The sequence below is a fragment of the Duganella kummerowiae genome (assembly GCF_053572355.1).
On the sequence record NZ_JBKFEH010000011.1, the window covers coordinates 246,242 to 258,994 of the forward strand.

The window sequence follows — 12,753 nt, forward strand, 5'->3', positions numbered from 1 at the left end:
GAGGCAGGGTGGCTGAAGGTGCAGACGAAGCGGACATGGAGACGGCGCCCATGCTGTCCGCCCACACGGAGGCGCTATACGAACGTTCGTGCGACGCCATGCTGATATTGCGCGATGGAAGGGTGCTGGCCGCCAATCCGGCCGCGCTGGCCTTGTTCGGCTGCGGCGCGGCCGAGCTGCTGGGCCGTCCGCTGGCCGATTTCTCGCCCCTGAACCAAGCCGGCATGCTGTCGGCGCCGCTAGCGGCCGTCCATGCGGCGCTCGCCGCGCGGGACGGCAACGGCCGCCACGAATGGCGCTACGTGGCCCTGGATGGCCGCGTGTTCTGGGCCGAGGTCACGCTCACGGCGCTCGGCGGCCCGCTGTTGTTTGCCGTGCTGCGCGATATCTCCGCCCGCAAGGAGGCCGAGCTGCACCTGGCGTTGGCGGCGCAGGTGTTCGAGCACAGCCGCGAAGCCATCGTGCTGGCCGACCGCGATCGCCGCATCGTGGCCGTCAACCGCGCCCATGGCGCCATCACCGGCCATACCCCGGCCGAGGTGCTGGGCCAGAGCCTGATGCAATACCGCCTCGGGATCGAGGACGAGACCCTGTACCGCCAGGCCTGGGCCGACGCCGCGCTGCACGGCAACTGGCAGGGCGAGGCCTGGGCCGTGCGGCGCGGCGGCGAGCGCTATCCGGCCTGGCTGGCGCTGGCCGCCATCACGGCCGGCGACGGCGGCAGCTATATGCTCACGCTGTCCGATATCGGCGACCGCAAGCGCAGCGAAGCCCATACCCGCCACCTGGCCGAGCACGACTTCCTGACCGACCTGCCCAACCGCGTGCTGCTGCTGGACCGCCTCAGCCTGGCGCTGACGGCGGCGCGCCGCCGCAACAGCATGCTGGCCATCCTGTTCCTGGACCTGGACCGCTTCAAGGGCATCAACGACAGCCTGGGCCACCACGTCGGCGACCTGCTGCTGCAGGAGGTGGCGGCGCGCCTGGTGCGCTGCGTGCGCGCGGTGGACACGGTCAGCCGCCAGGGCGGCGACGAGTTCGTGATCATCCTGGCCGACATCGGCGGCATCGGCCAGGCCGCACATGTGGCGGCCACGGTGCTGCAGGCTATCGCCCAGGAATTCGTGCTGGACGGCCACCGCCTGCAGGTCAGCACCTCCATAGGCGTCAGCATCTACCCCAACGATGGCGCCGACATCGACACCCTGATGAAAAACGCCGACCTGGCCATGTATCACGCCAAGCAGGGCGGGCGCAACGGCTTCCAGTTCTTCAATCCGGAGATGCACGCCCAGATCGAACGCCGCGCCGGCTTCGAGAACGAGCTGCGCCAGGCCCTGCAGCGCCACGAGTTCACCCTCGATTACCAGGCCGAACTGGATCTGGCCAGCGGCCTGACCATGGGCGCCGAAGTGCTGCTGCGCTGGCGCCATCCGGTCCATGGCCTGCTGCTGCCCGAGCGCTTCATGGCGCAGGCCGAGGAGGGCGGACTGATGGTGGCAATCGGCGACTGGGTGCTGCGCCAGGCCTGCCAGGTCGCGCGGCGGCGCCAGCAGGCGGGCATGCCGTTGGTAGTGGCCGTCAACCTGTCGCCGGCCCAGCTGCTGCACAAGGGCCTGGTGGACAGCGTGCGCGGCGCCCTGGCCGACAGCGGATTGGCGCCGGCCCTGCTGGAGCTGGAAATCACCGAGGCCAGCCTGATGAAGCAGGGCGGCGCCGCGCTGTCCAACCTGCACGCCCTGCACGCGCTGGGCGTGCACCTGACCATGGACGACTTCGGCACCGGCTACACCCGCCTGGGCCAGCTGAAGGATTATCCGGTGAACAAGCTCAAGATAGACCGCTCCTTCATTGCCCAGCTGGACAGCGGCGGCCCCGGGCGCATCGGCAGCGAGGCCATGGTGGGCGCCCTGATCGCGCTGGCCCGCAGCCTGGGACTGACGGTGGTGGCGGAAGGGGTGGAGACGGCGCGCCAGCTGGCCGTGCTGCGGCGCCTGGGCTGCCAGCGCTACCAGGGACGGCACGCGGCGCAGGCGGCGCCGCAGGCCTTGCAGGGGCTGGCCGGCGGTTAGCGGCAGCCGGCCAGCGATACCGCCAGTGCCGCTCCGTCATAGCTGACCAGCTGCCGGGTGGCCGCATCGCCGCCGCACTGTACGGCAAACGCCTGGCGCGCCGGCATGCCGGCAAAGCTACCTTGGCGCCGGGCGAAGTCCAGGCGCTGCGCGGCCTGGTTCCAGGACAGCTTGAGGATGCTGTACTGGCCCTCGCGGTAGGCGTGGCCGTCGCCCGCGTCGTCATACAGTTCATAGCTGCCGTCGCGGCCCGGGTAGACCCGCAGCTCGACGGGTTCCGTGCTGGGCGCATCCGCATATTGCTTGACCGGACCCAGCGGCAGGATGCTGCCGGCGCGCACGAACACCGGGATGGTTGCGATGCCGGCCCTGGCGCTGACGGTCTGGCCGCCCGCCAGCCGGGCGCCGCTCCAGAAGTCGTACCAGTCCTCCTTGCCCGGCAAGTAGACGCCGCGCGCGTCCGCCTTGGCCTGCAGCACCGGCGCCACCAGCAGCGCCTTGCCGAACATGTACTGGTCGGCCAGGCGGATGGCATAGGGGTCGTCGCGGAAATCGAACACCATGGCCCGCATCAAGCTGCCTTGCCGGCTGGTGACGTCCCACGAGGCCGAATAGATATAGGGCAGCAGCCGGTAGCGCAGGCGGTCGTACTCGGCCAGCAGGGCCGAGGTGGCGCTGTCGAAGGCGTACAGTTCCTTGCCGGCGCCGGTGCCGTGCACGCGCAGCATGGGGGTGAACACAGAGAACTGGTACCAGCGCGTAAACAATTCCGCGTAGGCCGGGTCTTGCGGCTTGCCGCCGAAAAAGCCGCCTATGTCGGACGACCAGTAGGGTATGCCGCTCAGGCTGAAGTTCAGGGCCGCCGGCACCTGGCGCTTCAGGGTTTCCCAATTGCCGTGGATGTCGCCTGACCAGGTCACGGCGGCGTTGCGCTGCTGTCCGGCGTAGGCCGAGCGGGTCAGGATGAAGGGGCGCTTGCCGCCCTGGTCGCGCCGCATGCCGTCGTACACGGCCGTGGTATGCAGCAGCGGATAGGCATTGTAGACCTCAGCGCCCGGTCCGGCCGCCGTCTGCAGCGTGCGCATTTCGCCCCAGGCGCCGCCCAGTTCGGCCTCGGAGGCGTCCAGCCACCAGCCATCGAAGCCCGCCTTGCCCAGCCGCTCCATGATCTGGTGCCAGTACAGCGCGCGGGCCTGCGGGTTCCAGGCGTCATACCAGCGGCCCTGGCCGGCCGGGTAGACATTCGGATAAACCTTGGGGAACAGGCCGCCGATCCGGTCCAGCGCCGCCGCGTTTGCCGTGCCGGTGTCGAACCGGGCCCAGACCGACACCATGGCATGCAGGTGCTGGCCGTGCAGTTGGCTCAGCATGCCGGCCGGGTCCGGGAAGCGCGCCGGGTCCATCTGGTGCGAGCCCCACTGGCCCTCGGTCCAGTACTGCCAGTCCTGCACCACGGCGTCCAGCGGGATGCCCAGTTCGCGGTAGCGGCGGGCGACGCCCAGCAATTCTTCCTGCGAGGTGTAGCGCTCCTTGGATTGCCACATGCCCCAGGTCCAGCGCGCCATCAGCGGCGCGTCGCCGGTGAGCGCGCGGTAGCCGGCGATGACCTGGTCCACTTCGGGGCCATAGATGAAATCGTAGTCGACCCCGCCGCCCGCCTCGGAACGTATCACCAGCGGCGCCGGCGCCGCCGCCTGGCCCACGTCGACGTCGGTGACCGAGGCGTTATGCCACAGCAGGCCGTAGCCGCGCGGCGAGACCAGCATGGGAACGGCCACGTCGCGGTTGGCCTGCTGCAGGTGGACGGTCGACTCGGCGTAGTCGAGCATGCCGTTCTGGTGCTGGCCCAGGCCGAAGTACAGCGAGTCGGTGCGGAAGGCTTGCTGCACGCCGCGCCGCAGGTCGCGCGCGCCTTCCTCGGCAATGGGCTTGCCGTCGCGGGTTTCGAAGCGCAGGTGGCCGTCCGCGCGCGCGATGCGCACCTGCATGGCGGGCGTGGCCAGCAGGTAGCCGTCCGCGTCTTCGGACCAGGTGTATGGCGTGGCGGCCGGCGCCGCGATGACGGCCGGGTTGTAATTGCCGGCGTAGCCGTCCGGGCCGAAGCGCACGTGGATGGTACGCTCGCTGCGCGGCTCCACGCTCAATATCCCGTCGGAAGTCGTGAGGCGCAGGCCGCTGCTGCCAGCCTGGGCGCCGGTGACCTGGCCGGCCTGCGCGCACGTGCCGATGGCGCCCAGCAGGGCGCCCGCGATGATGGTTGCTCTGAACAAGTTTGTCTCCTGCCGCTGCGATATCGCACGGTGTTCTGGTGGTTGCCGGCTGGCGGCAGCCAAGGTAGCACGGGGCGGGAGACTGCGGAGGAGCGATGCCGTTATTTCATCGGGCGATACCGGAAGCGCGCCGGCCTCAGGCCGCACCCGCACCGTACAGGCGCAGCCGCACCAGCACCTGGCCGTGGTCGGACGCTTCCGGCCGCTGTGGCTGCAGGTGGTCGTTCAGGTAGCTGACATCCAGCACTTCGCCGATGGCGTGCGGCGCATCGGGATGGAAGGCGTCCGACACCAGCACATGGTCGATGGTGCTGTAGCGGCCCTCGTGGACGTTGGTGTAGCCGGCATGCCGCAGCCAGTCCTGGCGGCGCTGGATGCGGCCGCAGTCGTACAGGCGGCCGCTGCTTTCCTTGCCCGGCTGGCAGGCTGCGCCCCCGCCCAGCACGATGGTGGTGGTGACGGCGTCCAGGGTGTCGTTGAAGTCGCCCAGCACCACGCAGGGGCGGCCGCTGCGCTGCAGTCCGCTCAGCAGGGCGCGCAGGGCCACGGCCTCGGTACCGCGCCGCACCAGCGAGCGCAGGTGGGCCTGGGCGTATTCCAGCGGATCGTGGGCGCAGTCGGCGCCGGCTTCCGTGGCCGGGCCGCCGCGGTAATCGGGCCGGCGCGATTTCAAGTGGACCACCAGCACGTCGGCCACGCTGCCGTCCGGCAGGCGCACCAGGGCGTGCAGCGGGGCGCGCGCATAGCGGCCGGCGTCGCGCTCGCTGCCATGCCCGGCCGGCAGCGCCACGCCGTCCGGGAACACGGCGTAGGCCACCGGCGGCGCCGCGAATGGCAGGCGCGACACCAGGGCTACCTGCGGCGCCAGGCGCGCCTCGCCGGTGGCGGGATCGGGGGCGGGATCGAAGCCGGCCAGGTGGGCGTCGCGGTAGCGGACGCTGTGCGACAGCACCTCGCGCAGGGCGGCCATGGAAAAGATTTCCTGCAGGCCGATCACGTCGGCGTCCAGCTGGTCCAGCTGGCGTGCGGTCCAGGCGATCTTGGCGTCGTATTCGGCCTGCGTCAGCGGGGCGAGATTATCGTACAATTTCGCGCCCGGCTGGGAAAGGTTGCAAACATTGAAAGTGGCAAGCCGAATTTCTTGCTGCATAATATGGAACTCCCGATAGATCACTTAGCGTAGCACGCATGGCCAAAAAAGAGCACATTTCCGAGACCCCCGCGACCCAGATGCTGCGCAAGCACAAGGTTGCGTTCAGCGAACACCCCTACGCCTACGAGGAGCACGGCGGCACCGAAGTGTCGGCGCGCGAGCTGGGTGTGGACGAGCACCACGTGGTCAAGACCCTGGTCATGCAGGACGAGGCGGCCAAGCCGCTCATCGTGCTGATGCACGGCGACCGCAAGGTCTCGACCAAGAACCTGGCGCGCGGCATAGGCTGCAAGTCGGTCGAGCCGTGCAAGCCCGAGGTGGCCCAGCGCCACAGCGGCTATCAGGTCGGCGGCACCTCGCCGTTCGGCATCCGCAAGGCCATGCCCATCTATGTGGAGGAAAGCATCCTGGCGCTGGAAACCATTTATATCAATGGCGGCCGGCGCGGCTACCTGGTCGGCATCGCGCCGGCCGTGCTGAGCGAACTGCTGCAGGCCAGGCCGGTGCACTGCGCCCTGGCCGACTGAGGCCGGCGCGTGTATAGTCCGCCTGGCCCGGCATGCCGGGTTGTCAACTTTTGAGGAAACAATGAATACTGTATTACTGACCGTGGCCGCCTACCTGATCGGCTCGATCTCGTTTGCCGTGGTGGTGAGCAAGCTGTCCGGCATTGCCGATCCGCGCACCTATGGCTCGAAAAACCCCGGCGCCACCAACGTGTTGCGCAGCGGGAATAAAAAAGCCGCCATCCTGACCCTGCTGGGCGACGCCGCCAAGGGCTGGGTGGCGGTGTTCCTGGTCTCGCACTTTGCCGGCCGCCTGCAGGTGGGCGACTGGACCATCGCCCTGGTGGCCATCGCCGTGTTCCTTGGGCACCTGTGGCCGGTGTTCTTCCGCTTCGTGGGCGGCAAGGGCGTGGCCACCGCGCTGGGCGTGCTGATCGGCCTGGACCCGTGGCTGGGCCTGGCGACGCTGGCGACCTGGCTGGCGGTGGCCTTCGCCTTCCGCTATTCCTCGCTGGCGGCCCTGATCGCGGCCCTGTTCGCGCCGTTCTACTATGGCCTGCTGTTCGGCACCGATCCGCAGCTGGGCGCGGTGGCCGCGATGAGCGCGCTGCTGATCTTCCGCCACGCGAAAAACATTTCCAACCTGCTGGCCGGCAAGGAAAGCCGCATCGGCAGCAAGGCCAAGTAAACGCCCCTGGTATAACCCTGTCCACGGCGGGCTTGATTTCGAGTCCGCCATCGCCATATGCTGCTGTTGACAAGAACAGCGTAAGGCCGCCATGACCACTCCCCTGAAAATCGACGTCGTCTCCGACGTTTCCTGCCCCTGGTGCGCAATCGGCACCCACGCCCTGCTGCAAGCCCTGCGCAACATCGGCGGCGAAGTGGCCGTCAACCTGGAATTCCAGCCCTTTGAACTGAACCCCAGCATGGGGCCGGAAGGCCAGGATATCGATGAACACCTGAGCGAGAAATACGGCTCCACCCCCGAGCAGCAGGAAGAGGCGCGGGCCCGCATCCGCGCCCGCGGCGCCGAGGTGGGCTTCGACTTCGCCATGGGCAAGCGCAGCCGCATCTACAACACCTTCGACGCCCACCGCCTGCTGCACTGGGCCCACCTGGAGGGCAAGCAGCTGCAACTGAAGCTGGCCCTGTTCGACGCCTATTTCACCAAGGGCGAAGACCCCAGCTCGCGCGAGGTGCTGGCGCGCGTGGCCGGCGAGGTGGGGCTGGACGCGGCCCGCGCGGCCGAGGTGCTGGCCTCGGATGCCTACGCGGCCGAGGTGCGCCAGGCCGAGGACTTTTTCCACCGCCACGGCATCAACTCGGTGCCGGCCGTGATCATCAATGAGCGCCACCTGATCTCGGGCGGGCAGCCGGCCGCCGTGTTCGAGCGCGCCCTGCGCCAGATCGCCGCCGGGACCTGAGCCGCCGCCATCCGGCCACCACGCGGCGCCGCGCGGCCACTATCGCGGCGCTCCCGTTTTGCGCTACACTGGTCAGAATGACCATGCCGCTGAAGGGGAGGGCCCATGCTGGCCGCTGAACAAGAACAGGCGCCTGGCGTCATCCAGCCTGCCGGTGCGCGGGTCGCCGGTGATCCATCGCGCCTGGCCGCACTGCACCGCTACCAGGTGCTCGATACGCCATCCTGCCAGGATTTCACCTTCCTGACCGAGCTGGCCGCCAAGGTCTGCGACGTTCCCTATTCCTTCATCTCGCTGGTGGACGCCGACCGGGTCTGGGTCAAGTCCTATACCGGCCTGCCGGTGGACGAGATGCCGCGCGACCAGTGCTATTGCTCGCTGGCCGTGTTGGGCGACGGCGCCACCGAGATCCCCGATCTCAGCCTGGACCAGCGCACCGCCCACATGCCGCTGACCGTCAACGCGCCATACCTGCGCATGTACAGCGCGGTGGCCCTGCTGTCCTCGGACGGCTACGCCATCGGCACCCTGTGCGTGATGGATACGCGGCCCGGCCGCCTGGGCGAGCAACAGAAGCGCATGCTGCAGCGGCTGGCGCGCCAGGTGATGGCCCTGATCGAGCTGCGCGCCAACGAGCGCGCGCTCAAGGCCTCGGTGCACGAACTGGAACTGCTGGCCACCACCGACGAGCTGACCGGCTTGTACAACCGGCGCGCCCTGCTGGCCAAGCTGAAATTCGAAACCGCGCGCGCGCGCCGCTTCCGCACCCCGCTGGCCGCCGTGATGGTGGACGTCGACCACTTCAAGCGTGTCAACGACCGCCATGGCCACGCGGCCGGCGACATGGTGCTGCGCAACCTGGGCCGCATGCTGCGCGAGTCGGTGCGGGTGATCGACATCCCGGGCCGCTACGGCGGCGAGGAACTGTGCGTGGTGCTGCCCAACACGCCGCTGGAGGGCGCCTGCAAATTCGCGGAAACCCTGCGCCTGCGCATCGAAACCCAGGTGCACGAGCTCGACGGCGAGCTGCTGCGCGTCACGGCCAGCCTGGGCGTGGCCGCCTTCAACCACCAGGACATCAACGACGCCGAAAGCCTGCTGCGCCATGCCGACGAGGCCCTGTACCGCGCCAAGCGCGGTGGCCGCAACCGGGTAGAATGCTGATACCACATCCGGGAGAGTGAGCATGCCTACAGCCATCTGGAACGGCGCCGTGATCGCCGCAGCGCAGGACGACGAAGTGCAGATCGTCGAGAACAACGTCTACTTCCCGCCTGCCAGCGTCAGGCAGGAATACCTGCGCCCCAGCAGCCACACCAGCAAGTGTCCATGGAAGGGCCAGGCCAGCTACTACAGCCTGGAAGTGGACGGCCAGCGCAACGACAACGCCGCCTGGTATTACCCGGCGCCGTACGACGCCGCCAGCCAGATCAAGGACCACGTCGCCTTCTGGCGCGGCGTCGAGGTGCGCCGCTAGATGGCGCTGCAGGCCAGGCCCTATCTGCAGCGCGTCAGCGCCGATTTTGGCGACGATGTCGATTTCAGCCGCCATCCTTATTCCGTGGGGGCGGTGCGCACCCTGTCCAGTATCGATTTCCATCCCAGCGTGACTTTCTTTGTCGGCGAGAATGGCGCCGGCAAGTCCACCATGCTGGAAGCGATCGCGCTGGCGCTGGGCCACGGCAATGAGGGCGGCACCCGCAACGTCCGGCTCAACACCTCGCGCGAGAGTTCGCCCCTGCATGCCTCGCTGCGGCTGTCACGCAGCTTCAAGAAGCCGCGCGACGGCTATTTCTTCCGCGCCGAGAGCTTCTTCAACGTCGCCTCCTACATGGACCAGGTGAATTACCTGGAGGGCTACGGCGGCCGTTCGCTGCACGCCGGTTCGCATGGCGAAGCCTTCATGGCGGTGCTGCTGCACAAGCTCAAGGGCCATGGCCTGTACCTGATGGACGAGCCGGAGGCGGCGCTCTCGCCCAACCGCCAGCTGGCGGCGCTGACCGCCATCCACCAACTGGTGCAGCAGGAGTCGCAATTCATCATCGCCACCCACTCGCCGATATTGCTGTCCTATCCGGACGCCAGGATACTGCTGTTCGACAGCGGCGGCATCACCGAGGTGGCTTACGAGGATACCGAGCATTACGCTGTCACGCGCGACTTCCTCAACCACTACCCACGGCGGCTGGAACAGCTGCTGGCGCCGGATCAGGATGGATAACCTCACCCATACCATCATCGGCTTCGGCGCGGGCGAGCTGGTGCACCGCAGCCTGGCGGCGGAACAGACGCCGGCGCGCCAGCAAACCCGGCACCGCCTGCTGCTGCTGGCCTGCGCCCTGGCCAGCAATTTTCCCGACCTCGATCTGCTGCTGACGGGACGCCTGGCGCAGCCGCTGGGCTATTTGCTCGAGCATCGCGGCCATACCCATACCTTGCTGTGGGCCATACCGCAGGGCCTGCTGCTGGCTGCCCTGCTGTGGCTGCTGTGGCCTGGGGCGCGCGCCCTGCTGCGGCACAGCCGCCCGGCGCGGCGCGGCCTGGCGTGGCCCGGCCTGGCCGCCAGCATCGCCGCCGGCCTGCTGCTGCACCTGCTGATGGATTACACCAATTCCTACGGCGTCCATCCCTTCCATCCCTTCGATGGCCGCTGGTTGTATGGCGACATGGTGTTCATCGTCGAGCCCTGGTTCTGGGTGACCATAGGCGCGGCCATGGCTTTCGTCATGCGCTGGCGCGGCCTGCGGATTGCCGGGTTCGGGCTGCTGGCGCTGGCGCTGCTGGCCTTTGTCCTGCAGGGCTACCTGGGCTGGACCTCGCTGGCGGCCCTGCTGCTGGCAGCCGCCGTGTGCGGCTGGGCGCAGTGGCGCAGCGGCCCGCACGGCAGGGGCGGGCTGCTGCTGGCGCTGCTCTTGTCTGTGGGCTTCATCGGCGTGCAGGAACTGGCCTCGTCGGCGGGACGGCGCCAGATCACGGCCGCGCTGCAGCGCATCGACCCCGCCGCGCGCGTGCTGGACGTGGCCATGACGGCTTTCCCCTCGCAGCCGCTGTGCTGGGCCTACGCCTCGGTGGAAACCGACCAGGCGGCCGGCACCTACCGGCTGCGGCGCGGCGTGGCCAGCATCGCGCCGGACTGGCTCGCGCCTTCCGCATGTCCGGCCGCGCTGCTGGAGCGGCGTGCCATGGCGCAGCTGGCGCCGGGCGTGCTGCAAGCCGATAGCGCCTCTGCCGGGATCGCCCTGCTGCGGCGACTGCGGCAAGCCGACTGCCGGGTCGACGCCTGGCTGCGCTTCGGCCGCCTGCCCGCGCTTACCGATCATACCTTGTCCGACTATCGCTTCGCCGCCACCCCGCGCGGCAACTTCTCCGACCTGGCGTTGAAAACCCCGGCAGGGGACTGCGGCGGCGTGCCCGGCTGGGGCTATCCGCGCGCCGACCTGCTCGATTAAAAATAGTGCAGCCGCTGTCGTTATTTCACCAGTTTGGTACGCGTAAAGTGGGCTTGCTCACATATGGCTGCTGAAAAAGCTGGCACGGCAATTGCATCCGGCCATGGAATCGACGATGATGGGTCAAAAGGGAGAGACATCATGAGCACCACCAACACCGCCACCAAACCGGCTGCCGAACACTTTCCGGACGAGCACCGCCCGCGCAGCGAGCGCATCGCCGCGCGTGGCGTCCATCTGGGTAACCAAAAGCTGAAGTATGTGCTGCCGCTGGTCGGCCTGGCGCTGCTGGCTTCCGTGGCCTTCGCCGCCCAGGGTTAAACCACCCGCAGCTCTTCCAAAGGCCAGCGCGGCCGCACATTGAAGGAATAGTCGCGCTTGGCCGCGTCCGGGTTGATTTGCAGGCGCATGGCGCCGGCAAAGGCGATCATGGCGCCGTTATCGGTGCAAAATTCCAGCTCCGGGTAATACACCTGGAACTTCTTTTTCGCCGCCGCCGCGTTCAGCGCGGCGCGCAGCTGGGCGTTGGCGCCCACGCCGCCGGCGATCACCAGGCGCTTCAGGCCGGTATGCTTGAGGGCCAGCACGCACTTGGCGGTCAGCACGTCCACGATGGCGTCCACGAAGCCGCGCGCGATGTCGGCCTTGTCCTGCTCGCAGATATTGGCCACCACTTTTTCCTCGTGGTTGCGGACCACCGTCAGCACGGCCGTTTTCAGGCCCGAAAAGCTGAAATTGAAATCCTTGGAGTGCAGCATGGGGCGCGGCAGCTTGTAGGCGTCCGGATTGCCGAACTCGGCCAGGCGCGAAATGGCCGGACCACCGGGATAGCCCAGGCCCAGCAGCTTGGCCGACTTGTCGAAGGCTTCGCCGGCCGCGTCGTCCAGGGTTTCACCCAGCAGGGTGTACTGGCCGACCCCGTCCACCCGCATCAGCTGGGTGTGGCCGCCCGAGACCAGCAGGGCGATGAAGGGAAATTCCGGCGGCCTGGAGGCCAGCAGCGGCGACAGCAAATGGCCTTCCAGGTGGTGCACGCCCAGCACCGGCTTGTCCAGCGCCAGCCCCAGGCTGCAGGCCACCGAGGAACCGACCAGCAGCGCGCCGGCCAGGCCCGGGCCCTGGGTGTAGGCAATGGCGTCTATGTCGTCCAGCGACTTGCCGCCGCCTTCCAGGGTCTGGCGCAGCAGCGGGATGGCGCGCCGGATGTGGTCGCGCGAGGCCAGTTCCGGCACCACGCCGCCATATTCCTCGTGCATGGCCACCTGCGAATGCAGGGCGTGGGACAGCAGGCCGCGCTCGGTGTCGTACAGCGCCAGGCCGGTTTCGTCGCAGGAGGATTCAACGCCAAGGACTATCATGGAAAGCAGTGCTATGTGGATGGGCAGTCCGCCATTGTAAGCCAAATGGGGGGGCGCCGTCCCGCCCCGCCTTGATGCGCCGCCATGCACCAGCGGCCCGCGCCGCGCACTGGCGCAGTGCGAAGTTTTGCCAAATGGTCAAAATTGGATGACAGGATAGTGCCTGAAAAGTTGGCACTTCTCTTGCTTCATGATGGTCTTGAGCATGACGCGGGAGGCGGCGATGTCGGGACAATGGAAACAGATCTGCAAACTGAAGGATGTGCCGCTGGAGGGCGTGCGGCTGGTGCCGCGCGGCCTGGCGTGGCAGGAATTCCCCGGTGTGGCCTTGTTCCGCACCGCCGAGGAACAGGTGCACGCGGTGCTGGAAAACGACCCCATGCGGCGCTACACGGTCAAGGTGCAGGATGGGCGGGTCTACCTGGACCTGGCCGAGCTGAACGCCCCGGCCAGCCGCGCCGAGGCGGCCCTGACCGGATGCTACGGGGTCACCACCCCGGCCCTGGCGTATTTATAAA

Annotated in this window: 13 protein-coding genes; 10 read left to right on the forward strand and 3 right to left on the reverse strand. The window is 68.2% G+C overall.

The window, feature by feature from the left end; all coding sequences use genetic code 11:
* Window positions 1-8: 8 nt before the first annotated feature.
* On the forward strand, window positions 9-2,072 hold the full coding sequence (locus tag ACLB1G_RS17160) for a putative bifunctional diguanylate cyclase/phosphodiesterase (protein WP_491628445.1): 2,064 nt from the start codon (window positions 9-11) through the stop codon (window positions 2,070-2,072).
* Here ACLB1G_RS17160 and ACLB1G_RS17165 read toward each other — a convergent pair.
* Entirely contained in the window at window positions 2,069-4,342 is a 2,274-nt protein-coding gene (locus tag ACLB1G_RS17165; RefSeq protein WP_491628446.1) for a glycoside hydrolase family 31 protein, read from the reverse strand. The two genes, ACLB1G_RS17160 and ACLB1G_RS17165, sit on opposite strands and share 4 nt — an antisense overlap.
* Window positions 4,343-4,478: 136 nt before the next feature.
* On the reverse strand, window positions 4,479-5,492 hold the full coding sequence (locus tag ACLB1G_RS17170) for an endonuclease/exonuclease/phosphatase family protein (RefSeq protein WP_491628447.1): 1,014 nt from the start codon (window positions 5,490-5,492) through the stop codon (window positions 4,479-4,481).
* Between the two features lie 38 nt (window positions 5,493-5,530).
* Between ACLB1G_RS17170 and ybaK the strand changes: the two genes are divergently transcribed.
* The 8 genes from ybaK to ACLB1G_RS17210 all read left to right on the forward strand — a co-directional run bounded on the left by ybaK (window position 5,531) and on the right by ACLB1G_RS17210 (window position 11,198).
* The gene (ybaK, locus tag ACLB1G_RS17175) at window positions 5,531-6,022 is read left to right on the forward strand and encodes a Cys-tRNA(Pro) deacylase (protein ID WP_491628448.1); all 492 of its coding nucleotides are present in this window, start codon (window positions 5,531-5,533) and stop codon (window positions 6,020-6,022) included.
* 61 nt (window positions 6,023-6,083) lie between these two features.
* Complete coding sequence (plsY, locus tag ACLB1G_RS17180) at window positions 6,084-6,689, forward strand: glycerol-3-phosphate 1-O-acyltransferase PlsY (protein ID WP_491628449.1); 606 nt, start codon at window positions 6,084-6,086, stop codon at window positions 6,687-6,689.
* Window positions 6,690-6,780: 91 nt separating this feature from the next.
* Window positions 6,781-7,428: a DsbA family oxidoreductase gene (locus ACLB1G_RS17185; protein WP_491628450.1), complete on the forward strand. Its 648-nt coding sequence runs from the start codon at window positions 6,781-6,783 to the stop codon at window positions 7,426-7,428.
* 105 nt (window positions 7,429-7,533) lie between these two features.
* Complete coding sequence (locus tag ACLB1G_RS17190; RefSeq protein ID WP_491628451.1) at window positions 7,534-8,592, forward strand: sensor domain-containing diguanylate cyclase; 1,059 nt, start codon at window positions 7,534-7,536, stop codon at window positions 8,590-8,592.
* Between the two features lie 22 nt (window positions 8,593-8,614).
* On the forward strand, window positions 8,615-8,905 hold the full coding sequence (locus ACLB1G_RS17195) for a DUF427 domain-containing protein (RefSeq protein WP_491628452.1): 291 nt from the start codon (window positions 8,615-8,617) through the stop codon (window positions 8,903-8,905).
* Window positions 8,906-9,649, forward strand: a complete 744-nt coding sequence (locus tag ACLB1G_RS17200) for an AAA family ATPase (RefSeq protein WP_491628453.1) — start codon at window positions 8,906-8,908, stop codon at window positions 9,647-9,649.
* Window positions 9,642-10,877: a metal-dependent hydrolase gene (locus tag ACLB1G_RS17205; RefSeq protein ID WP_491628454.1), complete on the forward strand. Its 1,236-nt coding sequence runs from the start codon at window positions 9,642-9,644 to the stop codon at window positions 10,875-10,877. Before ACLB1G_RS17200 ends, ACLB1G_RS17205 begins: the two co-directional genes overlap by 8 nt.
* Before the next feature lie 141 nt (window positions 10,878-11,018).
* Complete coding sequence (locus ACLB1G_RS17210) at window positions 11,019-11,198, forward strand: hypothetical protein (RefSeq protein WP_491628455.1); 180 nt, start codon at window positions 11,019-11,021, stop codon at window positions 11,196-11,198.
* On the opposite strand, the gene tsaD is transcribed toward ACLB1G_RS17210, so the two are convergent.
* Window positions 11,195-12,235 (reverse strand): tRNA (adenosine(37)-N6)-threonylcarbamoyltransferase complex transferase subunit TsaD, encoded by a 1,041-nt coding sequence (gene tsaD / locus ACLB1G_RS17215; protein WP_491628456.1) that lies wholly within the window; start codon window positions 12,233-12,235, stop codon window positions 11,195-11,197. The genes ACLB1G_RS17210 and tsaD overlap by 4 nt on opposite strands.
* A gap of 190 nt (window positions 12,236-12,425) precedes the next feature.
* Here tsaD and ACLB1G_RS17220 point away from each other — a divergent pair, with 190 nt between their 5' ends.
* The gene (locus ACLB1G_RS17220; RefSeq protein WP_491628457.1) at window positions 12,426-12,752 is read left to right on the forward strand and encodes a Rieske (2Fe-2S) protein; all 327 of its coding nucleotides are present in this window, start codon (window positions 12,426-12,428) and stop codon (window positions 12,750-12,752) included.
* The last annotated feature ends 1 nt before the right edge of the window (window position 12,753 follow it).

Excerpts from the sequence above, each read along its gene's own strand:
- ACLB1G_RS17170 (WP_491628447.1), bottom strand. The coding sequence starts at position 5,492 with ATGCAGCAAGAAATTCGGCTTGCCACTTTCAATGTTTGCAACCTTTCC.
- ybaK (WP_491628448.1), top strand. The coding sequence starts at position 5,531 with ATGGCCAAAAAAGAGCACATTTCCGAGACCCCCGCGACCCAGATGCTG.
- plsY (WP_491628449.1), top strand. The coding sequence starts at position 6,084 with ATGAATACTGTATTACTGACCGTGGCCGCCTACCTGATCGGCTCGATC.
- ACLB1G_RS17185 (WP_491628450.1), top strand. The coding sequence starts at position 6,781 with ATGACCACTCCCCTGAAAATCGACGTCGTCTCCGACGTTTCCTGCCCC.
- ACLB1G_RS17190 (WP_491628451.1), top strand. The coding sequence starts at position 7,534 with ATGCTGGCCGCTGAACAAGAACAGGCGCCTGGCGTCATCCAGCCTGCC.
- ACLB1G_RS17195 (WP_491628452.1), top strand. The coding sequence starts at position 8,615 with ATGCCTACAGCCATCTGGAACGGCGCCGTGATCGCCGCAGCGCAGGAC.
- ACLB1G_RS17200 (WP_491628453.1), top strand. The coding sequence starts at position 8,906 with ATGGCGCTGCAGGCCAGGCCCTATCTGCAGCGCGTCAGCGCCGATTTT.
- ACLB1G_RS17205 (WP_491628454.1), top strand. The coding sequence starts at position 9,642 with ATGGATAACCTCACCCATACCATCATCGGCTTCGGCGCGGGCGAGCTG.
- ACLB1G_RS17210 (WP_491628455.1), top strand. The coding sequence starts at position 11,019 with ATGAGCACCACCAACACCGCCACCAAACCGGCTGCCGAACACTTTCCG.
- tsaD (WP_491628456.1), bottom strand. The coding sequence starts at position 12,235 with ATGATAGTCCTTGGCGTTGAATCCTCCTGCGACGAAACCGGCCTGGCG.
- ACLB1G_RS17220 (WP_491628457.1), top strand. The coding sequence starts at position 12,426 with ATGATGGTCTTGAGCATGACGCGGGAGGCGGCGATGTCGGGACAATGG.